Here is a 24,062-nt window from a genome sequence, read left to right as displayed (position 1 = left end):
TTTGGCTGCGGCAAATGTTGCGGGGCATGCTAGTGCCAAACGCACAAAATTGGAAGGTCTGTATGCGGGGTATCCGCGCAATCAGGAAAATGCCTGACCAACGGTCACGGCAACGGGTCAAGCAGGAAGGTAAAGTTTGATCGCTGCCCGGTATCGGTTGTTGCCCGATCATGGCAGCTCAGGCAACTGGCATCTGTTTGATGCTGCATAAAGCTTTCAAGCGCACTGTTGGTCAGATAGCGCGGTACTTCCCCAACCCCGAACGGCGCATTGCCGGGATTGCCAATCCATTGTGTCCCCAGCAGCAAGTAATTTGCCCAGACGGAGTTCCCAAGCTTGCTCTGCCAGATGAAATTGCTTTCGGCTGTTCCGGAGAACAGCCGCCAACACCGGACAATATCCGGGCCAGATGCAACCTCCCCCGATGCCAATCGGGCATAAGGTTCTTCGCGCGCCCATTTCAAAGGCCCTGATATCGACTGGTTGGCCTCCTGCCCTGCCCCGACCTTGCCACCATAGAAGGCAAATTGATCACCAGCATCATCCGGTGCCAGACACCCATCGGGGAACAGATTATCGGTGATGATGCTGTTGGGTCGCCGTGCATTTTTGGCGAGCGGCACATTCCCGACATGCTCAAAGCTTGCCCAGATCCAGCGATCGCCATTGCCACTGGCCACACGTTGCACCAGATGCAGCCCGACCAATCCCACCGTCACATCCAGACAAGCCGGTTTGCCATCAAGGCTGTCTGTTCCGGCAACTGCGATCCGGGCCGGGCGGGCGTAATACGCGCCTGATGTCGTGTTTACGGACGCGCCATCGGAGGGCAGGATGCGCCAAGCGAATTTTAAAAGCTGCGCGCCCATCACGCCAGGCGCAGAGGGTGGGATGCCCACATCCGTGTCGTTTGACGGGACTTTTCCGACGATTTCTTCAAACACATGCCCGGTGGGAAAGGAGATGTCCTGGCCAGAAGCAGCAAACGCCTTGCGCCCAACCGGGCTTTGTAGATCATTTTCGCGGATATAGGTTTCTGCGACCGGATTGATCCGGGTTTCATACAAAACAAAATTCCCGGCCTGATCGATCAGGATATCGCCACTCGATTGCACATAACTTGCCAACAACAGATGCCCGCTGGGCAGATCCTTGGCACAGGCGGAATTGGGATAGCCGACCTCGGAAAACAATGTGCGTCTGGTCGGGAAGCTTTCCCAGATGGCAGGTTGGGATGGATCATCAACCGGCGCCATCAGCGATGTGAAGGCCTGCCAGGAAAAACGGTCAAACGGGCGCTGCGCATGATAGGCAAGGAAACGATAGACGAAGCTTGCATCAAATTCCGGCACATCGACCGGGGCGACCGCACAGGGACCATTCCCGGTACCATCGGCACAAAATTCTGCGTCGGCATATTTTTCGGTAAAGATCGGGATATCACCGCTATCAGGCTTCACACTTAGATTTGCGTTTTGGGCCAAAGCCGGGCCAAACAGTCCAAAACCGAGCATCCCGGCCGTTGCACAGGCCAGAACAAGCGCGCGAATCCCCGACCCCGATTTTGAGGCGAATTTACGCTTGTCTGGATGTGAGGCGATATCTGGCATGGCGATCTTTGGCATATGGTTCCGGGGCTTGGTAACCTGTTGGCATATAATTGTGAATTCTCCTTAAGCGCCATGATAGACCGGTTTCGCGGTTCTGTCGCGTCATGGCAAATTCACAATCGCGTAACTTGCAACGTGAACAAGATCACAGATGTCTGCCCCTCATCCTTGCCGTTTCCGTCAAAGCGTTGCTTTTCGCGGAAATCCTGCCATATTTTGATCATCGCAGAATTGTATATCTATGTTCTGCTCACAATTGGATCAAAGAGGGATTTCAATGGCTTTTGAAACGCGTCAACGCGGCTATGACGTCTCGGTTGGCCGGTCGGCGGCCGAGATCGATGAAGGTCTCCGCGCCTATATGCTGCGTGTCTATAACTACATGGCATCCGCACTTGCCTTGACCGGTATCGTGGCAATGGCTGTGTCGACCAGCCCGACCCTGATGCAGGCTATTTTCGGCACCGGTCTGCACTGGATTGTCATGCTGGCCCCGATCGGGCTTGTTTTCTTCCTGAGCGCACGAATTCATAAGATGAGCTTCGGCGCAGCACAGGCGACATTCTGGATTTATGCCGGCTTGATGGGTCTGTCCCTTGCTTCGATCTTCCTGGTTTATACCGGTGAGTTGATTGCACGTACCTTCTTCATCACCGCTGGTACCTTTGGTGCGATGAGCCTGTTTGGCTACACCACCAAGAAGGACCTGTCGGGTTGGGGCAGCTTCCTGTTCATGGGCCTGATTGGCATCATCATTGCCAGCGTGGTCAACATCTTCCTGGGTAGCGGCATGCTGCAGTTCGTTATCTCGGCTGCTGGTGTCCTGATCTTCACCGGCCTGACCGCATACGACACCCAGCGCATCAAGGAAGAGTATCACGAGCATGACGACGTAGCGACCGCAGGCAAAAAAGCCCTGTTCGGCGCACTGCGTCTGTATCTCGACTTCGTGAACCTGTTCATCATGCTGCTGCACTTCTTCGGTAACCGCGAATAGAAGTGACCCGGCAGTCGCAGTCAAAACCCCCGCAGCACCCGCTGCGGGGGTTTCTTTTTGTCTGTGATCGATTAGGCCGGACACCAGTTAAGATGCGGCAGCGTTAGGATGCGGCTTCCTTGCCTGAAGCCTCGCCAGAACCTTCGCCGCCCGTGGCGTCCATCACCGCCTTGCGATGACCAAGTTGCGACAACATGTTTTCGGTTCGGGTATATCCGCCTGACGCGGCACGTGCCGCGCCTTTGGCCCCGGCATCAATAAATGCCTCATAGGCTTGGGAAAAGCCCATACGGGCCTTGGTCAAAGATTTGGAATCCTGATGAACATTCCCAACGGTAAGATAGACCGTGGCAAGCGCAAACATGATCCGCCCCCAGATATAGGGATGATCCCTGCGCGCACAGACTTTTAGGGCGGCTTGAAACACTGGTACGACCTGCGCGTCGGGGATATTGATGTCATTGATATTTGCTGATGCGACGATTGCCTCGGCCAGGCCATAGGCAACAAGCGAATAAAGCGGAGCATGCGCACGGGTATTAACCATCGTAATTGCCCGGCGATAGTGGCTTGCACCGGCATCGACGATCTTGGCGTCTTCGGCATCCTTGCCCGCACAAACCATGGCTTCGCCAAGTTTGCAAACCGCGATCGCCCGATCAACCGCCGTCCCGACCGACAATTCCACGCGAAGTTCCAAAAGCTTCCAGATGCCCATCGCCAACGCACCAGAACGCGCCTTGAGGTTGGCAATCAACGACCAGTTCACCAGCCCACCATAAAGCGCCAGAACCGCTGTCGATTGCGAGCTTAACTTGGCGTGATCGGTGATCAGGCCCAGAAGATCTTCGGTGCGAAGCTCCTTGGTGGCCGCCTGCTTTTGGTGCAGGGCCTCGCCCAAAAGACCCGACGGCGCTTTTGGCTTGGCGGCGGGTTCCTGTGGTTTGGTCCCGGCATCACCCAATATCTGCCGCACCAGCGGCTCCAGCACGCGAAGCGCACTGGCGCAATAGGATCGATCGCCGGTTTCGCTTAGCATATAGGCGCCAAACGCATAGGCCAGCGCAACACCACTGCCCGCCGCGTTGAAATATTCGCCGTGATTGATGCGTTCCTGAAAATCCTCAAGCGTCGATGACAGACGCGCAATTTGCAAAAGACGCTGATCGCCACCACGCGACTTCAAAACAAGTTGGGCACCCAAAAGGATCTTGAGCGCCTCGGCAACATCAGGGTGGTCTGGTTGCCGGAAGCTATAGGATAGCGGCAATAACAGGTCATAAAGCGACGTTGTCAGCCCATCACTGATCAGGTGAACGTCAAAGTGACCGGTATTGGCATTATATTGCCCCCAGAATGCGGCATCCGCATCCAATCGATGCCCCATGTTAAGCACATTAAGCTGTACTTCACGCATGGCCTGGAACGGATCGGTTGCTTCGGGGTTGGGGGTAAAGAACTGATCAAGGCGCACGGCCTGACTTGCAGGAACATTTGCCAGAACATGGGTCAGGAAATCGGCAAAGCCGTCAGCTGTGTCATCACCGGTCGGCGGTTTGAAGCGCGCAATCGCATAAAGACATACAGGATCATCGCCAGCCGAACCAATATCGGCCGTGTCCCCCAAATCATTGACTGCGTCGTTGCCTGTGATCAATGACTTGATCACAAGGCCAACCATCGACCAGAACCCAGCCATTTTTTCCCTTATTGGTACCCCGTGGCGCGTAACCCGGATTGTGGGTTCCCTGAATTTTATCCGCTTATTGTCTTCTGCCAAACACAGATGGTCAATCCAGACCAGAATGGTTTCAGCTAATACCGAAGAATAATCTCAACAATCCTCAAATAGGGATCAGCACCAACGTACCGGTCAAAATGACCGGTTACATTGCGATAGATCAGGTTTTCTGGATTAATTCCAAGGTCGCTTGCGACGGCGCGGTGCTGCTGGTTTTGATGGGCTTTTGCCCCATGGGCTGGAGGCTGATCGACCAGACGATGCCGGGGTCGAAGCCGCCTGCGGACGACTTACCGGCCCCATCGCCATTTCCTGTAGTTTGGCAATGCGGTTGGCCATGTTGGGATGGGTCGAAAACAGGTTATCGACCCCTTTGCCCGACAGCGGATTGGCGATGTACATATGCGCCATTGCCGGGTTGCGTTCGGCTTCCATGTTCGGGATGGCGTGAACGCCCTTATCAAGCTTGTTCAGCGCACTGGCCAACCACATCGGATGGCCGCAAATCTCGGCCCCGATTTTGTCGGCTTCATATTCGCGGGTTCGCGAAATCGCCATCTGCACAATCATCGCCCCCATCGGAGCCAGAATGGCAATCAGGATCATACCAATACCGCCAAGCGGATTGTTGTTTTCCCGGTTCCCGCCAAACATACCGGCAAACATCGCAAAGTTCGCGAGTGCCGAAATCGCACCGGCGATGGTTGCCGTGATCGTCATGGTCAGGGTATCGCGGTTTTTCACATGCGCCAATTCATGGGCCATGACACCCGCGATCTCGTTGCGATCAAGCAGCTTAAGCAACCCGGTCGTTGCCGCCACAGCTGCATTTTCCGGGTTACGGCCGGTGGCAAAGGCGTTGGGTTGCGGGTTTTCGATGATATAGACCTTGGGCATTGGCAGATCGGCATTGCGCGCCAGATCGCGCACCATCGCCACCAATTCGGGTGCGGTCACATCATCCACCTCGCGTGCGCTTCTCATCCGAAGCAGCATCGCATCCGAGTTCCAATAGGCGAACACATTCATCGCCGCGGCAAAGATCAGCGCGATGATCATGCCCTGCTGGCCGCCAATCATCATGCCGACCGCACCAAACAGTGCCGTCAGTCCGGCCAGCAACAAACCTGTACGCACATAGTTCATGGTCGAGAACCCTTATCGACAAACATTCCGAACGAAAGATAAGGCGAAGTTTGCCAATGGCAAGCACCCGGCAAACTTGGTCTGCTTGATCGCAATCGTATAAGGAATTTATTCGTTGGTGTGGGAAGATTATTCCCGCTAAACCGCTGAGATCACCAAATATTTTAGACGCAGACACCACAGGTGACCAACATCACATCGTGCAACCGGCGCAATACCGCCACAACCCGGCTTTTATGCATATTTGGCCCTTGGATTGCTTGTCTTTTCGCCCCAAGACACCGCAACGAGGTTCATCATGGTCACTATTCAGGGACAAATTTCATTGGTTGGCGCACAGCTTTTGACGCCGCCCCGCCCGATTGACAGTCAAACCGGCGAATATGCCACCGACTATTCCGTTGATGAGTGGAAAGCTCTTTGGCAGGAACGCCAAGCCGAGTTTGCCAATACTCAACAGAATGCTCAGAACAATTTGTCCAACTGGCTTGATGACAATGCCGATGCGGATGTGACGCGCGCCTATTACCTTGATGGGCAACTGACCGCGGTATTTGGCAGCAATAACGCCAACATATCAAACGGCATGGATTACGGATTTGAATTCCGTGTTGCCAAGAATGCTGGCGAACAAAAAGGGCTAACCGGCGACAAGTTGACCGAATTCGTTGAAAACCGGGTCGAGACAGAACTTAAACGCAAATATGGCGCCCGCCTGACCGTCAAAGAAGCCCCAGCTGGAACGCTTGGCACCCTTGGCGATTACCGCGATGAACTGTTTGGTGGAGATCGCTGGCCATCGGCCGAGAATTTGCCAAAACAGCCTGCAATTGACTGGGATGCGCCATCACCAGCCCAAGCTGGAACTTGGCAAGGGCCGCTGGTTCCGATTGATACCGAGGCATTTCTGGGCATCCGCAAGCTTGCATTGGAAAATCAGTAGAAAAGTAAAACAGCCGGACCGGCGGGGTCGGGGGGATAAGAACGGTCCGGCTGTTTGTGCAACGATATCGATCACTCCGCAGGTTGGTGTGCATCAACCTCATCAAGTGAGCGAACTTCGTTGCGCCGGCCAATCATGCGTACAAGAACATAAAAGACCGGGGTCAGGATCAGGCCAAATATCGTCACGCCCAGCATGCCCGAGAAGACGGCAATACCAATCGCGTGGCGCATCTCGGCACCCGCACCGCTGGACAGAACCAGCGGGACGACACCCATGATGAAGGCCAAAGAAGTCATAAGGATCGGACGCAGACGCAAGCGGCTGGCCTCGATCGCGGCTTGAAGTGTGGTACGGCCCTGATGTTCAAGTTCGCGGGCGAACTCGACAATCAGAATGGCGTTCTTTGATGCCAGTCCGGCCAGCACAAACAAGCTGATTTGGGTGAAGATGTTATTGTCACCCCCAAACAGATAGACACCAAAGACTGCCGACAGGATGCTCATCGGGACGATCAGGATCACCGCCAATGGCATGGTCAGGCTTTCATATTGTGCCGCCAACACCAGGAACACGAGCAGGATACAGATCGGGAACACAAAGATCGCTGTATTGCCCGCCAGGATCTGCTGATAGGTCAGCTCCGTCCATTCATAGGACATGCCCGGCGGCAATGTTTCTTCAAGGATCTTCGTGATCGCAGCCTGTGCTTCGCCACTGGAATAACCCGGTGCAGCATTACCGTTCAGATCAGCCGAACGGAACGCGTTGTAGCGCATCGCCGTGTCCGGACCGAACGTTTCGGTTACGGAAATAACAGAACCAAGCGGCACCATGTCCCCGTCTGCGTTACGTGTTTGCAGACGCAGGATGTCTTCCGGGCTTGAACGGTATGGCTTGTCTGCCTGTGCAATCACCTGATAGGTGCGGCCAAAGGCGTTGAAGTCATTGACATACATCGATCCCAGATAGACCTGCATGGTCCGGAAAATTTCATCAACCGAAATGCCAAGCTGCTGGACCTTGGTACGGTCAAGCGTTGCCTGAAGCTGCGGCACATTGATGTTATAGCTTGAAAACACACCGGTCAGTTCCGGTGCTGCCCATGCCTTGGCAAGGACCTGTTTCATCGCATCATCAAGCGCGCCGTAGCCCTGATCAGAGCGATCCTGCACCTGCAGTTTGAACCCACCAACGGTCCCAAGACCCTGCACCGGTGGTGCCGGGAAGATGGCAACAAAGGCTTCTTCAATGCCAGCAAATTTCTGCTGAAGCTTGCCAGCAATCGCCAGGCCCGACAGATCATCGCTTTTGCGTTCGTCAAAGTCCTTGAGCGTCACGAACACGATGCCAGCGCTTGAGCTGTTAACGAAACCGTTGATCGAAAGCCCCGGGAAGGCCACGGCACTTTCAACACCCGGCTCTTTGAGCGCGATGTCAGACATTTCACGAATGACGTCTTCGGTACGATCCAGTGTCGCGCCCTGCGGAAGCTGGGCGAAACTGACAAGATATTGCTTGTCCTGAAGCGGAACGAAGCCTGTCGGCAGGATCTGGAAGCCCTGATAGGTGAGCGCCAGAAGACCGACATAAAGCGCCATCATGATGGCCTTCACGCCCAGCAGACGCTTCACACCACCGGCATAAAGATCGGTGCTGCGGTTAAAGAAGCGGTTGAAGCCCCGGAAGAACCAGCCAAAGACAAAGTCCATTCCCCGCGTCAGCCAATCTTTCGGCGCGTCGTGACTGCGCAGAAGAACTGCGGACAAGGCCGGGCTAAGCGTGAGCGAGTTGATGGTCGAAATGATCGTCGCAATGGCAATCGTCAGGGCAAATTGCTGATAGAACTGACCGGTCAGGCCAGAAATAAAGGCAATCGGCACAAACACGCCGGTAATCACAAGCGAGGTCGCAATGATCGGTCCGGTCACTTCGCGCATGGCGGCAACGGTGGCATCACGCGGTGACAGGCCACGTTCAATGTTACGTTCAACGTTTTCGACAACAACAATCGCATCATCGACCACGATCCCGATCGCGAGGATCAATCCAAACAGTGACAGAACGTTGATCGAAAAGCCCATCAGCAGCATCAGCGCAAAGGTACCAATGATCGATACCGGCACGGCCAACAACGGAATGATCGATGCACGCCATGTCTGAAGGAAGATTGTCACCACGACCACAACAAGTGCGACCGCCTCAAGCAGGGTCATAATGACCGACTTGATGGAACCACGAACAAACACGGTCGGGTCATAGACAATCGAGTAATCCAGATCATCCGGGAAGTTCTGTTTCAGTTCTTCCATGGTTGCGCGAACGTTGCTTGAGATATCAAGCGCGTTCGAGCCCGGCGACGCAAAGATCGGAATAGCAACCGCTGGCTTGTTATCAAGCAGGGAACGCAGTGCATATTGCTGTGCTTCCATTTCGACACGGGCCACATCACCCAAACGCGTGATTGTGCCATCGCCTTCGCGTTTGATGATGATGTCTTCGAACTCTTCCGGGCTTTGCAAACGGCCGCTGATATTGATCGGCAGCTGGAACTGCACACCGCTGTCATAAGGCGCACCGCCAATGATACCAGCAGCAACCTGAACGTTCTGGCTTTGGATGGCCGAGACCACCTCACCGGCGGTCAGGTTGCGTTCGGCAACCTTGTCCGGATTAAGCCAGACGCGCATTGCATAGTCACCCGACCCAAACAGGCCGACCTGACCAACGCCGTTGATACGGGCCAGTCTGTCACGGACATTGAGCGTCGCGTAGTTACGCAAGTAAAGCATGTCATAGCGTTCATTTGGCGAACGCAAATGCACGACCATGGTCAAATCCGGTGATCGTTTCGACACCGTAACGCCAAGTTGACGCACGATATCAGGCAGACGCGGTTCGGCCTGCGACACACGGTTCTGGACTTTTTGCTGGGCCAGATCGGGGTCGGTGCCGATTTCAAATGTCACGGTCAGCGACAGGTTGCCATCGGTGGTGGCCAGCGAGTTGATATAGAGCATCCCCTCAACCCCGTTGATTTGCTCTTCAAGCGGGGATGCAACTGTTTCGGAAATCTCGGCGGGATTGGCGCCGGGGAATTTGGCTTCGACCACGATCGATGGCGGCACGACTTCCGGATATTCGGAAATCGGCAAACGCATCATGGCAATCAGGCCCGCCAACAACATCAGGACGGACAGGACGCCGGCAAAGATCGGGCGATCCACGAAAAATCGGGACAGGTTCTGCATGATTTTCAGCCTTGCTTTAAAGCGCAGTCACACATCGATTACGATGCGGAGGCCTGCAGAATTTCCGGGGCGACCGGCATGCCTGGTCGAACCTTCATGATGCCATTAACGATCACGAGATCACCTTCGTTCAGGCCCGATGTCACAATGCGCATGCCATTGATTTCAGACCCCAAAGTCACCTGACGATAGGCAACCGTGTTGTCCGGTTCGACGACATAAACGAATTTGCGATCCTGATCGGTGCTGACGGCTTCTGGCGAAACCATGATGACGTCGCTTTTGGCAAGCGTGCCGACCTGAAGGCTGGCAAAGGTGCCCGGCAGCAGACTGCCATCAAGATTGTCAAACAGCGCACGGGTACGGATGGTGCCGGTGCGCGCATCAATGCGGTTATCGAAGCTGTGAACGTGACCGGAAATATGGCGACCGTTCGAAAGCGTCATATTGACCGGAATGGTCTGTGCCGCACCATCGATCTTGCCGCTATCGCCCAGACTTGCAAAGAAGGTCTGCTCATCCAGATCGAAATCGGCATAGATTTTACCGGTTGAGACAATCGTGGTCAGAACCGGGGCATTAGCACCCGAATTGACCTGGTTACCCACGGTTAGCTCAACCCGGCTGACACGTCCATTGATCGGTGCTTTGACATAGGCGTGATCAAGTTCGATTTCAGCCAGTTCAAGTTTTGCCTTTGCGCGGCTGACGTCACTTTGCGCGACCTGATGGGTGCTTAGGCGTTCGTCATAGACGCGCTTGGAAACTGTACCGTTGGAGACGAGCTTTTCCGCACGTTCCTTTTCCTTTTTCGCCAGCGACAGGTTTTGCTGTGCGGCGGCAAGTTCGGCACGTGCTTCGTTGACTGCAGCCTGATAGCTGCGCGGATCAATCACGGCAAGGATATCGCCCTGATTGACCAACTGACCGTCTTCAAAGCGGATTTCAACAATCGCACCACTGACCTGCGGGCGCAGTTGTACTTCTTCCACCGCACTCAGGCGGCCGGAAAAGTTGCTCCAAAGGCGGACAGACTGACTTTTGACACCCGATACGGTGACCGGGGTTGCGGGGGGAGCCGACTGGGCGGATTGAACCGCGACCTCATCAGCAGCGGATCCGGTGATATGCAGACCATATCCACCGGCGGCAGCGACCAGCGCCAAGGCAGCAACTGGCAGCAGAATTTTGCGTTTTGATCGAGACTGCATCTTACCATCTTCCAAATGCGTTGCACCGCACATAAGCGGCCCGTTTGATGGTTAGATGCATACCGATCGGTTTGATCGCAAGTGCAAAAAGGCAAAAAAGTGGCGATTTTTTAAAATTATTTTATTTTCACCGCCTAACGAGACGTTTTAAACCGTCTCTAACTTTCTGAATTTGCACTGTAAATTAAGGATTCTGCAGATACCTTCGCGAATATCAGACCGAACGGTATCAAGATCATTAAAAACTTGTCCATAGGTCAGCAGGCCGTGAACATACTGGAAAATCAGTCGCGCCAAGGTTGTGACGTCCCCATCCTGATCCAACATGCCCTCGCCCTTCAGGCCGCGCACCATGGATGACAGATACTTGATCTGTTCTTCGGCCAACTCGCGCGAGCAGGTTTGAATGGCTTCGTCTTCCGGCCCCACCTGACCGCCGGCGGTAAAGATCGGGCAGACACAGACTTCGCTTTCACCCGGGACGGCGTAGCGTTCCTGTTTGTTACAAATCAGCTCGATATAGCCATTTAGCTGCTCAATCGGTGGCACATCGGGGGAAAAGATGGCGCGAAGTTCGTCCTTGCCCTTTTCCCAATGATGCCGTGCAGAGGCGGCAAACAGTTCAGCCTTGCTGTCAAAGTGGTGATAGAACGCGCCCTTGGTGACGCCAGCATGCTTACACACATCACTGACACCAACATCGTGATAACTGCGCGTTGCCAACAGCTCGATGGCTGTTTCAAGCAACTTGATCCGGGTTTCTGCGGCGTTCCTCATGGGCTTAACCTGTTTTATTTGTATATGACAGATATACGTACCGGTTGGTATTTTGCAAGCCAACGCACCCGATACATTGTCAGATCATCATGTATTAATGGCAGTAGAATGACAGGAATGTTTGCAAACTCAAAGATTTAACGAAATTCGCATCTGAAACCTTTGTGCACTGTCATTTCGGTATCTTTGCCAAGATCCGGCCATATCACCGGCAAAACAGCACCGAATCAAAAGAGGGCGCCAAAGGCGCCCTCTTTCACAAAGATCATGATCCGATCAGGATCGCAGATCACGCACCGGTCAAAGCACGGATCTGACGGTTGGCAACTGTGATCATCGACAGATCAATCTGACCTGCAGCACGCAGTTCGTTGATCAGCTCATCACAGCGGGCACATCCGCGCTGATGGGTATCAACCCATGCATCCACCAGATCAGAGCCGGACTTGCCCTTCTTGCCCGATGCCAGAACCGCACGGGTCAGTTCGCGCTGATGACCAAACAGATCATCAATCACGGCTGCACGCGCCAGTTTCTGCCAATGGGTTTCGGCTTCGATAGATTCGGCTGCGGCCCGCATCAGACCAAGCTGGAAGCGTGCACCGACGGCAAAGTAGGTCGCACCAACTTCGAGAACGTCACGACCAGTCGCCTCCGCAATGCGGACCACATCACAGATCGCAACCATCTGTGCGACCGAGGCCACCCGACGTGCGAGTTCTTCGGGAACACCCTGTGCGATCAGCGACTGTGCCTTTTGTTCCAACGCAGTGCGGAAACCGGCATCTTCAGGCACGATTTCATCAAAGGCCGCGATGACCTTTGACACAGCCGGACGGAACAGCTCGATCTTGGCCCCAACATTGAGTTCCTCGCAATTGCGCAGGAACCATTGGGTGACGTCATTGACCATGCGGTTGATGTCACGGAACATGCTGGTCTGAAGTTTGGCCAGAACCACGTTATCAAGGGCTTCAATCCCGGCCCAAAGATCACGCAAACCAAACACAGCACGGGTAATCAGATAACCGCGCGATACATCAACTGCCGACAGTCCGGTTGCTTCCATCATGTCATGGACAAAAGTACCGCCGACACGATTGACCAGGCTGTTGGTGGCAACGGTCGCAATGATTTCCCGTTTCAGACGATGCCCCGAGATCGCATCCGCATATTTCTTGCGAAGCGGTGTCGGGAAATAACGCACCAATTCCTCAACCAAAATCGGATCATCCGGAAGATCGGATTCCAGCACCTCGTCATAGAGCCACAGTTTGGCATATGGCATCAGCACCGAGACTTCCGGACGGGTCAGACCATCATGTGCGTTGGCACGACGGACGAGTTCCTCGTCATCTGGAAGATATTCGATCTCGCGGTTCAGACGACCTTCGCGTTCCAGCATCCGGATCAGGCGAACCTGCGCATCAAGCAGCTCCGCATTTACCGCATGGGCATTGGAAATCGCCTGACTTTGCAGATAGTTGTCGCGCAGAACCAGATCACCAACTTCATCGGTCATCTCGACCAGAAGCTTGTTACGCTGTTTCTCGGTCATATCGCCGGCAGCAACGACTTCGCCGACAAGGATCTTGATATTGACCTCATGATCCGAGCAATTCACGCCCGCAGCATTGTCGATGGCGTCTGTGTTCAAACGACCACCTGCATGGGCATACTCGATACGGCCACGCTGTGTTGCACCAAGGTTGGCACCCTCGCCAATGACCTTTGCGCGGATCTCACGCCCATTGATACGAATGGCATCATTGGCGCGGTCACCGGCATCAGCATTGGTTTCGTTGCTTGATTTGATGTAGGTCCCGATCCCGCCGAACCACAGAAGTTCGACATCGGATTTCAGGATCGCCTTCATCATTTCGGCCGGCGTCACCTTGCCGCTATCAAGTCCCAGAAGTTTGCGGACCTCTGGTGACGGATCAAGCGTCTTGGCCTTGCGATCATAGATATCGCCGCCCTTGGACATGGTTTTCTTGTCATAATCAGTCCAGCTTGAACGCGGCATGTCAAACAGACGTTTGCGTTCAGCAAAGCTTTTCGCCGGGTCCGGATCCGGGTCGACAAAGATATGCATGTGGTTGAATGCAGCAACCAGCTTGATCTGTTCAGACAGAAGCATGCCATTGCCAAACACGTCCCCAGACATGTCACCAACACCCGCCACGGTAAATGGCGTCGTCTGGATATCCTTGCCCATTTCGCGGAAATGACGTTTGACCGATTCCCACGCACCACGTGCTGTGATGCCCATTTTCTTGTGGTCATAGCCCTGCGAGCCGCCCGATGCGAAGGCATCATCAAGCCAAAATCCATAATCACGGGCAACACCATTGGCGATGTCCGAGAAGGTCGCAGTGCCTTTATCAGCCGCAACAACCAGATACGGATCATCGTCATCAAGACGCACAACGCGTTTTGGCGGAACAATTTCGCCAGCAACAATGTTGTCCGTGATATCGAGCATCCCGCTCATCAGGGTTTTGTAGCAGGCAATGCCTTCTTCAAGGAATGCTTCACGCGAACCATCTGCTGGCGGGCGCTTAACGACAAAGCCGCCTTTGGAGCCAACCGGAACGATGACCGCGTTCTTGACCATCTGGGCTTTGACCAGACCAAGGATTTCAGTACGGAAATCTTCCTGACGATCGGACCAGCGGATACCACCACGGGCAACCGGACCACCGCGCAGGTGAACTGCCTCGACCCGCGGGGAATAGACAAAGATTTCACGCCACGGACGGGGCAGCGGCAAGTCTTCGATCATGCCGGAATTGAATTTGACCGACAAATACGGCTTCGGATTACCGTTCGCATCGTTCTGGAAGAAGTTGGTGCGAAGGGTCGACTGAACCAGATTGAGGAAGGCGCGCAGAATGCGGTCTTCATCCGGGTTCATCACATCTTCAAGGCGCGAAATGATGTCAGCCTCAATCGCTTCGACCTCGGATGCCTTGGCCGGATCACGATCCGGATCAAACCGCGCAACGAACAGGGAAACGAGTGCGGCGGCCAGACCCGGATTGTTTGCAAGGGTCTTGGCCATATAGTTCTGCGAGAAAGCAGAGCCCATCTGACGGGTGTAACGCGCATAGGCCCGCAGAATAACGACTTCACGCCAATGCAATCCACCCAGAAGAACAAGACGGTTAAAGGCATCGTTTTCGACTTCGCCATGCCACATGCGGACGAACAGTTCCTGGAACTTGTCACGCACGTCATGCAGATTGAACTCGCCATCAACCACCACGCCGAAATCATGGATGCGAACGTTGGTTTCGATCTCGCGCGGTTTTACCGTAAACGGGTTCTCGGTAATGACCTTAAGCCCCATGTTTTCCAACATCGGCAAAACATCAGACAGCGGAACCGGCATGCCCGGGTTATAGATCTTGAAGCGCAGTTCGTTCTCGGCTGCTTCGATCGGGCGATACAGGTTCACCCGAAGGTCGCTTGCCTTAATCACGTCTTCGATACGTTCGATATCAAGCGCTGCACTTTCAACCGAAAAACGCTCGCGATAGTCGCTTGAGAAGCTTTCGCCATAGCGACGATAAAGTGCCAAACCGCGCTCTTCGCCCATTTCACGGACAAGAACCTGACGCAACGTATCGGACCAGTCACGGGCCACTTCAACCAGCTGACGTTCGATATCGACAACGTCATATTCCGGAAGCTCACCCGGACTGGTTTTGACCAGCAAGTGCAAACGCGCAAGCGGGCTGTCACCGATCAGGGTGTAGTGGGCCGAAACTTTGCCCTCGAAAGCGTTTTCGATCACGGTTTGGAATTTCAGACGCAGCTTGGTCGAGAACCGGTCACGCGGGCAGAACAGCTGGCAGGAGACAAACCGTTCAAACGCATCACGGCGTACAAACAGGGCAATGCGCTGACGTTCCTGCAGGTGCAGGATGCCCATGCAGGTATGATACAGGTCATCAAGTTCGACCTGGAACAGCTCGTCACGCGGGAAGGTTTCAAGGATATTGACCAGCGCCTTGCCATCATGGCTGGCTGGCGGGAAGCCGGCGCGTTTGACCGTTTCAGCCAACTTCATCCGTAGAAGCGGGATCAGACGCGGGCTGAGGTTATAGGCAACCGAGGTAAACAGGCCGACAAACAGATGCTGGCCAATCACCTTGCCCTTATCGTCGAACTGTTTGACAACAATCGTATCAAGATGCACCGGGCGGTGCACGGTTGATTGCTTGTTGGCTTTCGTCACCATCAAAAGGTTCGGGCTGGTGACGAAATCGCGCACCTCAGCCGACAGATTGCCGATCTGGCGCAGCTCATCAAAGATGTGCGTGCCTTCGCGTGACAGAATGCCAAGCTGGTTTTTCACCTCGACATCGACCGGGGTCTTTTTGCCCGACGTTTTGAATTTGTATTCGCGATAGCCCAGGAAGGTGAAGTGATCGTTGTGAAGCCAACCAAGAAAATCTTTGACTTCCTGACGGTCTTCGTCGGCCTCACCACCAGTGGTTTGACCGATTTCTTCGAGAACTTCGGTGACCTTTTTAAGCATCGGCTGCCAGTCGCGAACAGCAAGCGCCACATCGGTCAGCGCGTTTTCCAGACGTTCATGGATATGTGCCAGAACGGCCTGATCGGTTTGCTCGTCAATTTCGACATGCATGACCGATTCACGCGGATCTTCGGAATCCTCGACGCTTGCAACGGCCTGAAGTTCGCCATTGGCATCACGCGCAATGCGCATGATCGGGTGGATCACAAGATGAACAGTCAGGTCCATCTCATGAAGTGCCGAGGTCACGGAATCGACCAGGAACGGCATATCGATGTTGCTGATCTCGATCACGGTGTGATCGGATTTCCAGCCATGCTCTTCAAGATCGGGGTTGTAAACGCGGATCTTGGCAGCATCAACTGACGGGCGCTTTTGCGCGAATTTGTATAAAGTTAACGCCGCGCCATAAAGCGAGTCGACGGATCGACCAGCCATGTCGTCGGGCGGAACATCCTTGTAAAAAAGGCGAACGAATGCTTCTGCATCCTTCGCCGTCTTGCCTTTTATGCGTTGCTGGATTTGTTCGACAACCTTGTCGATGACTTCCCGTTTCGGGTCGTCCTTTCGGGCTTTCATGTCCAATTTCCCTTTTTCCCGGTTCTGTTTGCCAGAACCGAAACACCGACCTTTGCGGCCGGCATCACACACCACGGATGTTTAGCTTTTATTTACAGAGAAAATCGGGGGTTTTCCGTTATTGGAACACAGGAATTCCGACGACTCTCTCCAAGGCTACACATAGCCGATCAAGTGCCTAAAAACTATGCTTCTGCACAAAAAAAATTCATTTCACCAACAGCATAGCATGGACCTTTCTGATTAACTGTTAGGCAGTTCTGTCACAGAACTTTGTCCTTTTTTGCAATGCAAAATGTCTTAAGCTTATAGATACTGCCAAACACGCCGATCATCTTCGCGCCCGCACACCAACCGACTGGAGACACGCCATGCTAGAAGGCAAAAAAGGACTGATCGTAGGAATTGCCAATGATCTGTCTATTGCATGGGGCTGTGCGCGTATTTTCAAGCGCGAAGGCGCTGACTTGGCGGTGACTTACCTGAACCCAAAGGCCGAGCCGCATGTGCGCCCATTGGCCGATGCTGTTGATGCCGCGATAATCGCCCCGCTTGATGTGCGAAACGAAGAACAGTCAGACATGTTGTTTTCCCAGATCGAAAAACAATGGGGAAAGCTTGATTTTCTGTTGCATTCCATCGCCTTTGCCCCGGCCGAGGACCTGCATGGGCGCGTGATTGACTGTTCGCGCGACGGCTTTTTGGCCGCGATGGATATTTCGTGCCATTCCTTTGCCAGGCTAGCCAAACGCGCCGAACCCCTGATGCGCGATGGCGGTGCGATATTGACTGTGACCTATATGGGATCCGAACGCGTGGTGGATCATTACGGTGTGATGGGCCCGGTCAAAGCCGCCCTTGAAAGTACAACACGCTATATGGCGGCCGAACTGGGCCCCAAGAATATTCGATGCCACGCAATTTCACCGGGACCGCTTTTGACCCGGGCTGCATCCGGCATTGCTGAATTCCAGCATCTGATGGATGAAACCGCCCAACGCGCACCATCCAAACGCCTCGTGACGATTGACGAGATTGGCGAGCTGGCAGCTTTTCTGGTCAGCGACCGTGCAAAGTCACTGACGGGCGATGTGGTGCATATTGATGGCGGCTACAACATCATGGGCTGAGCATGCCCAAACGCGCTCAGACAGCGTTTAACGCCCCTTTATGGCGTCATCTGCCTTGGGTGCTACGCGCTTGATCTGTTTTGCCAGTGCCAGCTTCACATCTGCATCGGGATCAGGGGCAACGGCCGCAAACAAATCCGGCACATCGCCGCCATTGATTTTGACCATTCTGGCATCTGTTTCCGACTGGCTTTCAACCCGACCTTCGACCAGATGGCGCAGATCAAAACCGGCATCTTTGAGGGCCGGCGCGATCAGAAGTGTGCGATGACAATCAAGCGGGTCCTTTTCCGCACACATCAAACAGATCCGATATTTCCCGGCCCCTGACACCAACCGCTCAATGCCGGATTTGAATTCCGGCGTTTGCGCCATCAGACCGTAATCAAGCTGCCCGTCGGGATACAAATCCGGGATTTGCGGCTTTCCGCCCATCACATCGCCCAAGAAAACATAGGCAATACCGTTTTCGCGCAGGAACGGCCCGAAACTGTCCGAGTCAAATGCGGTCCAGTAACTTGATCGTTTGAAAGTCCGGATATCCGCCACCGCCGAAATGCCATGCGCCCGAAACAGCGCAAGCAGGCTGTCACGGTCATGGCCCGCATAGCCAACCGTGTAGATGATTTTCGGGTTGCTGGCGGAATTGGATGATGGGACTGTCATGCGATCAAAACACCCGATCCTGCGCACAAAGGCAAGACGTGATCAGACTTAACGCGCGGCCTGTGCTGGTGCCGCGGGGCGTTTATGCACCAGTTGATCAACCATATGCGCATCAATCGGGCGAGAATAATAAAAGCCCTGCAGGTTGTCGCAGCCGATTTTGCGCAGACAATCGACTTGTGCCTCTGTCTCGACCCCTTCGGCGGTTGCCTGCATCCCGGCAACATGGGCAAAGTCAATGACCGCACGCACCAATTCGCGGTCATGCAAAGAAACATCAATCTGCTCAATAAAGACCCGATCGATTTTGATGATGTCGACATGCATGTCTCGCAACCGACCAAGCGATGAGAACCCGGTTCCGAAATCATCAATCGCCACCATCACGCCAAGCTCCTTGAGCGCGGAGAGAACATGATCGGTTCGATCCCCGGTGGCGATAATTGTCTCTGTGACCTCAAGCACCAATCGGTGGGGCTCAAACCCGGTTTCCTCCAGGATCGTTTTGACCCGTTCGACATAATCCGGATCATCAAATTCCAGCACCGACACATTCACGCTGATGCCGACATCTGGCCAATGCATTGCCGCCTCGCAGGCAGATCGGAGCGCCCATTCACCAAGCTTCAGGATCAAGCCGGTTTCTTCTGCCACGGGAATAAAGCGGTCTGGCGGGATAAAGCCCTGTTCGGGGTGCTCCCAACGCGCCAGCGCCTCAAACCCCAACAGGGTCTCTTCCGGCAAGCGATACAGAGGCTGGAACTGGAGATGAAGTTGCGAGGTACCATCATTAAGGGCTTCGCGAAGGTCATGCTCGATCTGGCGCTTTTCGCGGTTGATCGCATCCATTTCCGGATCAAAGGCCACAAAGCGGTTACGACCACTTCCCTTTGCCCAATAAAGCGCGACATCAGCACGACGGATCAATTCTTCGCGGCCAATTGACCCGTCCGCGTCAAAGGCAACACCGATGCTCATGCCCATGGGAACGTGGCGCCCCTTGATGTCGACGGGTTCACGGCAAATCTGGAACAGATCTGTGCAAAATGCCTCTGCTTCTTGCTGGGTGGAAAGGTGGCTAAGCAACAAGGTAAATTCATCACCACCCACGCGGGCGACCAACTCGTTTTTTGGCGTCAGGGAGCGCAAACGCGCAGCGACCGTCCGGATCATTTCATCGCCGGACTGATGCCCCATCGTGTCATTGACCTGTTTGAAGTGATCAAGATCGATGAACAACAGCGCCAAACCGGACGGATCGCGGTTCGTTCGGGCAAGCTCCATATCAACCCGATCATTAAAGCAAGACCGGTTGGGCAATCCTGTTAGGGAATCGTGGCGGGCCATATGCAGCATTTTGCGTTCTGCCAAACGCTGCTTGCGGATGCGAGTGCGCAATTGCACGGCAAAGAAGACAATCAAAACAGCAATGACTGTCCCAAGCGCGATCAGCATTGGGAGCAGGTAGGAGAAAACCGCACTTCCCGGCTGATAGGGCACCCAGATGAAATAACCGATCGTCGCACCGCTCATATCAACAAGACGGTTCGAGGCTTCCTGACCACGAACATTTTCGGTCGGAGAAAAGCGCAACTTGTCGAAAAGGAACTTGCGTTCAATTTCGCTCAGGAACTGTCCGTCAAGATAGCGCAGGGCGACAAATATGTATTCTTTTCCAAGTTCCTGTGGGACCTCACCCGTATCAGAAACAATTGGCTTGGCACTAATGATTGCCGGTCTGCCATTCACTTCTGCAACATCTACCGCACCTGGGGTCTGTAAATAGGCTTCCGTGTCGATTTCGATGCCATCTGTGGCAATCTTTGCGCGCAGATCTGTTATCAGCCGCTCGATCGTCTGCGCAGCTGCGGCGTGATCAAGGCTATCTTGACCTTCTTCAGGGATAAATTCATAAAGCAGCTCATCATCCGCAGTGAAAACAAACAGGCCGTTATGGTCAAAATATTCCTGCATCCATGTGCCAAGGTTCCATTCGACCCATTCATAATCGCCATCACGCACAGCAATCAGCGCGTCATCCCAGATGGTCACACTTTCCTGATCATGGGCAATCTGATCACGCATGTCGCCAATCACACGCTCAAACATGTGATGCTGACGCTCATAGGCGACCCTGTCGGCCTCTTGCGTCGTCCAATATAACAGCCAGAAGCCACCAAAATTCAGCAGCAGAGCCGCAATCGCGATCGGCAAGGTCCGCGTCAGCACAAAGTTTTTATGCGTGAAGAATCCTGAATTCGGCACCCGATATCCCTTTATAGAGCACAGGCATTATTCTCTACCCTTACGAATAGCTCCTGCTCTACTAACAGATTTGCCAATCGGGATGATTTTTCAATAGTGGAAAACGCTTATTCTCTGCGATTAAGCCGGAAATAATGTGATTCCCTAATGAAGTCTGGAAAGACGAATCGGAAAAGCAAAAAGGCTGCCCCGAAGGACAGCCTTTTTGGAACTTTCATCATGGAGCGGGCGAAGAGATTCGAACTCTCGACCCTAACCTTGGCAAGGTTATGCTCTACCCCTGAGCTACGCCCGCATCATCATGAAAACGATGATCTAAGAAACCTGCTGATGGAGCGGGCGAAGAGATTCGAACTCTCGACCCTAACCTTGGCAAGGTTATGCTCTACCCCTGAGCTACGCCCGCATTCATCAGTTTGTTTCTTGCCCCTGTGGAGCGGCGCGGATAATAGCCCAACAAAGAGCGATTGCAACCCTTTTTTCCACGAAATCGTAACATCGCAAATTTTGGCGGTTTTCCTTGACTTTGGTGGTCTCAATTGACGAAATCCGACCCTGCTTACGCAAATTTGCGTCTGGTTTTGAACTTGGTTATCTTCGCGCAGCACAGCCACAAGGGAAAGAGCATGAGCGATCCATCAACCGTACTTTTCGATCACCTGCAAAAACTGGGAATCGAAACGACAACTCACGAGCATGAACCGCTTTTCACGGTCGAGGATTCGCAAAAGCTGCGCGGTGATTTGCCGGGCCTTCATTCCAAGAACCTGTTTGTGAAGGACAAAAAGGGCGAAATCTGGCTGGTGGTGACCGAGGAAGAAGCAGAGATACGCATGAATCATCTGCATAAACGCCTGGGCTGTGCACGCCTATCCTTTGGCAAACCGGAACTTTTGATCGAAACATTGGGCGTCAAACCAGGGTCCGTCACGCCATTTGCGCTGATCAATGATCAGGGGCGCAAGGTGCGGCTGGCACTGGATGCAAAACTGGCCAACGGAGACCTTTTGAACTTTCACCCCTTGCGGAATGATCGCACCACGACAATTTCCTCTGCAGACCTGTTGAAGTTCATCTCGTCTCTGGGCTACACGCCACTGATTGTTGATTTTGCTTCCGAGATGGAAACAGCCACACCTGAATGAGCACGGCCAAGGCCGTGTAACTCCTTAAAAAGCCTCATATTAACGTATAAGCAATATGGAATATCGCAACCATACCTCTTGTCGTTCCGACACTGCGATATCATTTAGAATTTAGAACTAGCGAGTGACCAATAATGTCTATCATTCTTGACGCCAATGCGCCTGAGACCGCCACCAGCCCGAATCAGGCCGCCGACCTGATTAAAGACAGCAGCGTAGAGACGTTTGTCCAAGACGTAATTGAACCTTCTATGGAGGTTCCTGTTGTCGTCGACTTTTGGGCACCTTGGTGTGGTCCTTGCAAAAACCTGACGCCGGTGATCGAGAAGGTCACCCGCGAAGCAGGTGGTCGCGTCAAACTCGTCAAAATCAATATCGATGAAAACCAGGAACTGGCAATGCAGTTGCGCATTCAGTCAGTACCGACGGTTTATGCATTCAAGGGCGGCCGCCCGGTTGATGGCTTCCAGGGCGGGCAACCTGAAAGCGAAGTGCGCGCATTCTATGAGAAGCTTGCTGGTGGCCCGATTGAAAGCCCGATTGAAGCTTTGCTTGAACAGGCTAGCGCAGCGTTGGCCGAGGATGACTTTGAGACCGCCCATGGTCTCTATGTTGGCGTGCTTGAACGCGAACAAGAAAATGAAACCGCCATCGGCGGCATGATCCGTTGCATGGTTGGTATGGGTGAAGTTGAAGAAACCCGCCACTTCGTTGACAACATGTCTGACATCGACCGCATGAAGGCTCCGATTGCGGCTGCCATCAGCGCACTTGAACTGGCCGAAACCGGCTACAGCAGTGCCGATCTGGACGATGCGCGCGCCAAGGTCGCCGCCGACCCGACCGACTTGCAGGCACAATTTGACCTTGGCATGGCATGCTTTGCCACCAACAAACGCGAAGACGCCGTCAATGCCATGATCGCAATCATTCGTGCCAATCGCGAATGGAATGAAGATGCAGGACGCACTCAGCTCCTGAAGTTTTTTGAAGCATGGGGGCCAATGGACCCCGCCAGCGTCGCAGGACGCCGTGCATTATCAACGGTGCTATTTTCATGAGCATATGCGGCCCATTCGATCCTGCTTTTTCGGATCTCCCAGAAATCATGCCGGTATTCCCGTTAAGCGGTGCGCTTTTGCTACCGCGCGGGCATTTGCCGCTGAACATCTTTGAACCACGTTACATGAACATGGTGACCGATGCCCTGGGGCAAGATCGTATTATTGGCATGATCCAGCCGCGTCCTGATCAGCATAACAGCTATTTCATGGACCCGGATCACCCGCCAATATTCTCTACCGGATGTGCGGGCCGCATTACTGCCTTTAGCGAAACCGATGATGGGCGCTTCCTGATCACGCTGACCGGGGTTTGCCGCTTTAACGTGATCGAAGAACTGCCAGACAATGAAGGCGGTTATCGCACCGTTCGGGGCGATTTCGGTCCGTGGGAAGATGACCTGTCCATCCCGGCCGGGGACACGCAGATCAACCGCGATCGCCTGCGTCTGGCGCTGGAAGCCTATTTCGCGCAGCATTCGCTGCGGTCCTGCTGGGATACGCTGGCCGACAGCGACGATGAAATGCTGATCACCACCATTTCGATGGGTTGCCGGTTAAGTCCGCTTGAAAAACAGGCTTTGCTCGAATGCACAACGCTGTATGATCGCGGCGATATGCTAACGACCTTGCTTGAAATGGCGGTTCACACCGACCCCAAGCAGATCCACACCAATTGACGTGATTTGCCGCAGCATGCATGCGGCACAGCAAACCCGAAGGCCGAATTCATGACCGCGACCCATAGCCCGGTAGACCCGAAACTTCTTGAGATCCTTGTCTGTCCGGTGACCAAACAGGCGCTTGAATATGATCGTGAAAATAACGAGCTGATCAGCCCGAAGGCCGGTCTGGCCTATCCGATCCGCGATGGCATTCCGATCATGCTGCCAGACGAAGCACGCCCGATCGAAGATTAAGGTGCGTCTCATGTCGCATGACGGTTTCACGCCGGAATTCACCCCCGTCGAGATCAATTATCTGCGCGATGATC

16 protein-coding genes and 2 tRNA genes are annotated in these 24,062 nt (G+C 53.9%); 7 read left to right on the top strand and 11 right to left on the bottom strand.

Features of this window, described 5'->3' with window-relative positions; all coding sequences use genetic code 11:
- Positions 1 to 104: 104 nt before the first annotated feature.
- Entirely contained in the window at positions 105 to 1,625 is a 1,521-nt protein-coding gene (locus ACMZ66_RS14945; RefSeq protein WP_416938235.1) for a hypothetical protein, read from the bottom strand.
- Positions 1,626 to 1,887: 262 nt separating this feature from the next.
- Between ACMZ66_RS14945 and ACMZ66_RS14940 the strand changes: the two genes are divergently transcribed.
- A complete protein-coding gene (locus ACMZ66_RS14940) occupies positions 1,888 to 2,607 on the top strand; it encodes a Bax inhibitor-1 family protein (RefSeq protein WP_416938233.1) in 720 nt (239 codons plus the stop codon).
- 103 nt (positions 2,608 to 2,710) lie between these two features.
- On the opposite strand, the gene ACMZ66_RS14935 is transcribed toward ACMZ66_RS14940, so the two are convergent.
- Both ACMZ66_RS14935 and htpX read right to left on the bottom strand, forming a co-directional pair.
- Positions 2,711 to 4,306 (bottom strand): hypothetical protein, encoded by a 1,596-nt coding sequence (locus tag ACMZ66_RS14935; RefSeq protein ID WP_416938232.1) that lies wholly within the window; start codon positions 4,304 to 4,306, stop codon positions 2,711 to 2,713.
- Between the two features lie 216 nt (positions 4,307 to 4,522).
- A complete protein-coding gene (gene htpX, locus ACMZ66_RS14930) occupies positions 4,523 to 5,494 on the bottom strand; it encodes a zinc metalloprotease HtpX (RefSeq protein WP_416938230.1) in 972 nt (323 codons plus the stop codon).
- A 298-nt stretch (positions 5,495 to 5,792) separates the two neighbouring features.
- Between htpX and ACMZ66_RS14925 the strand changes: the two genes are divergently transcribed.
- The gene (locus ACMZ66_RS14925; protein ID WP_416938228.1) at positions 5,793 to 6,437 is read left to right on the top strand and encodes a hypothetical protein; all 645 of its coding nucleotides are present in this window, start codon (positions 5,793 to 5,795) and stop codon (positions 6,435 to 6,437) included.
- A 71-nt stretch (positions 6,438 to 6,508) separates the two neighbouring features.
- Here ACMZ66_RS14925 and ACMZ66_RS14920 read toward each other — a convergent pair whose 3' ends face one another.
- The 4 genes from ACMZ66_RS14920 to ACMZ66_RS14905 all read right to left on the bottom strand — a co-directional run bounded on the left by ACMZ66_RS14920 (position 6,509) and on the right by ACMZ66_RS14905 (position 16,801).
- Positions 6,509 to 9,688 (bottom strand): efflux RND transporter permease subunit, encoded by a 3,180-nt coding sequence (locus tag ACMZ66_RS14920; RefSeq protein ID WP_416938226.1) that lies wholly within the window; start codon positions 9,686 to 9,688, stop codon positions 6,509 to 6,511.
- Positions 9,689 to 9,726: 38 nt separating this feature from the next.
- Positions 9,727 to 10,899, bottom strand: a complete 1,173-nt coding sequence (locus tag ACMZ66_RS14915; protein ID WP_416938224.1) for an efflux RND transporter periplasmic adaptor subunit — start codon at positions 10,897 to 10,899, stop codon at positions 9,727 to 9,729.
- Positions 10,900 to 11,046: 147 nt separating this feature from the next.
- Positions 11,047 to 11,676, bottom strand: coding sequence for a TetR/AcrR family transcriptional regulator (locus ACMZ66_RS14910; protein WP_416938223.1), 630 nt, complete (start codon positions 11,674 to 11,676; stop codon positions 11,047 to 11,049).
- Between the two features lie 289 nt (positions 11,677 to 11,965).
- A complete protein-coding gene (locus ACMZ66_RS14905) occupies positions 11,966 to 16,801 on the bottom strand; it encodes an NAD-glutamate dehydrogenase (protein ID WP_416938221.1) in 4,836 nt (1,611 codons plus the stop codon).
- A gap of 371 nt (positions 16,802 to 17,172) precedes the next feature.
- Here ACMZ66_RS14905 and fabI point away from each other — a divergent pair, with 371 nt between their 5' ends.
- Complete coding sequence (gene fabI, locus ACMZ66_RS14900; RefSeq protein ID WP_416938220.1) at positions 17,173 to 17,931, top strand: enoyl-ACP reductase FabI; 759 nt, start codon at positions 17,173 to 17,175, stop codon at positions 17,929 to 17,931.
- 27 nt (positions 17,932 to 17,958) lie between these two features.
- On the opposite strand, the gene ACMZ66_RS14895 is transcribed toward fabI, so the two are convergent.
- From ACMZ66_RS14895 to ACMZ66_RS14880, 4 genes are all read right to left on the bottom strand, one after another.
- On the bottom strand, positions 17,959 to 18,597 hold the full coding sequence (locus ACMZ66_RS14895; protein ID WP_416938218.1) for a DUF488 family protein: 639 nt from the start codon (positions 18,595 to 18,597) through the stop codon (positions 17,959 to 17,961).
- A 48-nt stretch (positions 18,598 to 18,645) separates the two neighbouring features.
- Positions 18,646 to 20,862 (bottom strand): putative bifunctional diguanylate cyclase/phosphodiesterase, encoded by a 2,217-nt coding sequence (locus ACMZ66_RS14890; protein WP_416938216.1) that lies wholly within the window; start codon positions 20,860 to 20,862, stop codon positions 18,646 to 18,648.
- 220 nt (positions 20,863 to 21,082) lie between these two features.
- Positions 21,083 to 21,157, bottom strand: a tRNA-Gly gene (locus ACMZ66_RS14885).
- 36 nt (positions 21,158 to 21,193) lie between these two features.
- Positions 21,194 to 21,268, bottom strand: a tRNA-Gly gene (locus tag ACMZ66_RS14880).
- A gap of 163 nt (positions 21,269 to 21,431) precedes the next feature.
- Here ACMZ66_RS14880 and ACMZ66_RS14875 point away from each other — a divergent pair.
- The 4 genes from ACMZ66_RS14875 (at position 21,432) to ACMZ66_RS14860 (ending at position 23,988) form a co-directional block, all read left to right on the top strand.
- A complete protein-coding gene (locus ACMZ66_RS14875; protein ID WP_416938214.1) occupies positions 21,432 to 22,007 on the top strand; it encodes a prolyl-tRNA synthetase associated domain-containing protein in 576 nt (191 codons plus the stop codon).
- A gap of 134 nt (positions 22,008 to 22,141) precedes the next feature.
- The gene (gene trxA / locus ACMZ66_RS14870; protein ID WP_416938212.1) at positions 22,142 to 23,068 is read left to right on the top strand and encodes a thioredoxin; all 927 of its coding nucleotides are present in this window, start codon (positions 22,142 to 22,144) and stop codon (positions 23,066 to 23,068) included.
- On the top strand, positions 23,065 to 23,748 hold the full coding sequence (locus tag ACMZ66_RS14865) for an LON peptidase substrate-binding domain-containing protein (RefSeq protein WP_416938211.1): 684 nt from the start codon (positions 23,065 to 23,067) through the stop codon (positions 23,746 to 23,748). The genes trxA and ACMZ66_RS14865 overlap by 4 nt, the downstream gene beginning before the upstream one ends.
- Before the next feature lie 51 nt (positions 23,749 to 23,799).
- The gene (locus tag ACMZ66_RS14860) at positions 23,800 to 23,988 is read left to right on the top strand and encodes a Trm112 family protein (protein ID WP_101246487.1); all 189 of its coding nucleotides are present in this window, start codon (positions 23,800 to 23,802) and stop codon (positions 23,986 to 23,988) included.
- Positions 23,989 to 24,062 lie beyond the last annotated feature (74 nt).

The sequence above is a fragment of the Thalassospira sp. genome (assembly GCF_048059015.1).
Classification (GTDB): Bacteria; Pseudomonadota; Alphaproteobacteria; order Rhodospirillales; family Thalassospiraceae; genus Thalassospira.
Note: the sequence above shows the minus strand (reverse complement) of the source record. Positions and strands in the feature narration are given on the sequence as shown.

Excerpts from the sequence above, each read along its gene's own strand:
- ACMZ66_RS14945 (WP_416938235.1), bottom strand. The coding sequence starts at position 1,625 with ATGCCAAAGATCGCCATGCCAGATATCGCCTCACATCCAGACAAGCGT.
- ACMZ66_RS14940 (WP_416938233.1), top strand. The coding sequence starts at position 1,888 with ATGGCTTTTGAAACGCGTCAACGCGGCTATGACGTCTCGGTTGGCCGG.
- ACMZ66_RS14935 (WP_416938232.1), bottom strand. The coding sequence starts at position 4,306 with ATGGCTGGGTTCTGGTCGATGGTTGGCCTTGTGATCAAGTCATTGATC.
- htpX (WP_416938230.1), bottom strand. The coding sequence starts at position 5,494 with ATGAACTATGTGCGTACAGGTTTGTTGCTGGCCGGACTGACGGCACTG.
- ACMZ66_RS14925 (WP_416938228.1), top strand. The coding sequence starts at position 5,793 with ATGGTCACTATTCAGGGACAAATTTCATTGGTTGGCGCACAGCTTTTG.
- ACMZ66_RS14920 (WP_416938226.1), bottom strand. The coding sequence starts at position 9,688 with ATGCAGAACCTGTCCCGATTTTTCGTGGATCGCCCGATCTTTGCCGGC.
- ACMZ66_RS14915 (WP_416938224.1), bottom strand. The coding sequence starts at position 10,899 with ATGCAGTCTCGATCAAAACGCAAAATTCTGCTGCCAGTTGCTGCCTTG.
- ACMZ66_RS14910 (WP_416938223.1), bottom strand. The coding sequence starts at position 11,676 with ATGAGGAACGCCGCAGAAACCCGGATCAAGTTGCTTGAAACAGCCATC.
- ACMZ66_RS14905 (WP_416938221.1), bottom strand. The coding sequence starts at position 16,801 with ATGAAAGCCCGAAAGGACGACCCGAAACGGGAAGTCATCGACAAGGTT.
- fabI (WP_416938220.1), top strand. The coding sequence starts at position 17,173 with ATGCTAGAAGGCAAAAAAGGACTGATCGTAGGAATTGCCAATGATCTG.
- ACMZ66_RS14895 (WP_416938218.1), bottom strand. The coding sequence starts at position 18,597 with ATGACAGTCCCATCATCCAATTCCGCCAGCAACCCGAAAATCATCTAC.
- trxA (WP_416938212.1), top strand. The coding sequence starts at position 22,142 with ATGTCTATCATTCTTGACGCCAATGCGCCTGAGACCGCCACCAGCCCG.
- ACMZ66_RS14865 (WP_416938211.1), top strand. The coding sequence starts at position 23,065 with ATGAGCATATGCGGCCCATTCGATCCTGCTTTTTCGGATCTCCCAGAA.
- ACMZ66_RS14860 (WP_101246487.1), top strand. The coding sequence starts at position 23,800 with ATGACCGCGACCCATAGCCCGGTAGACCCGAAACTTCTTGAGATCCTT.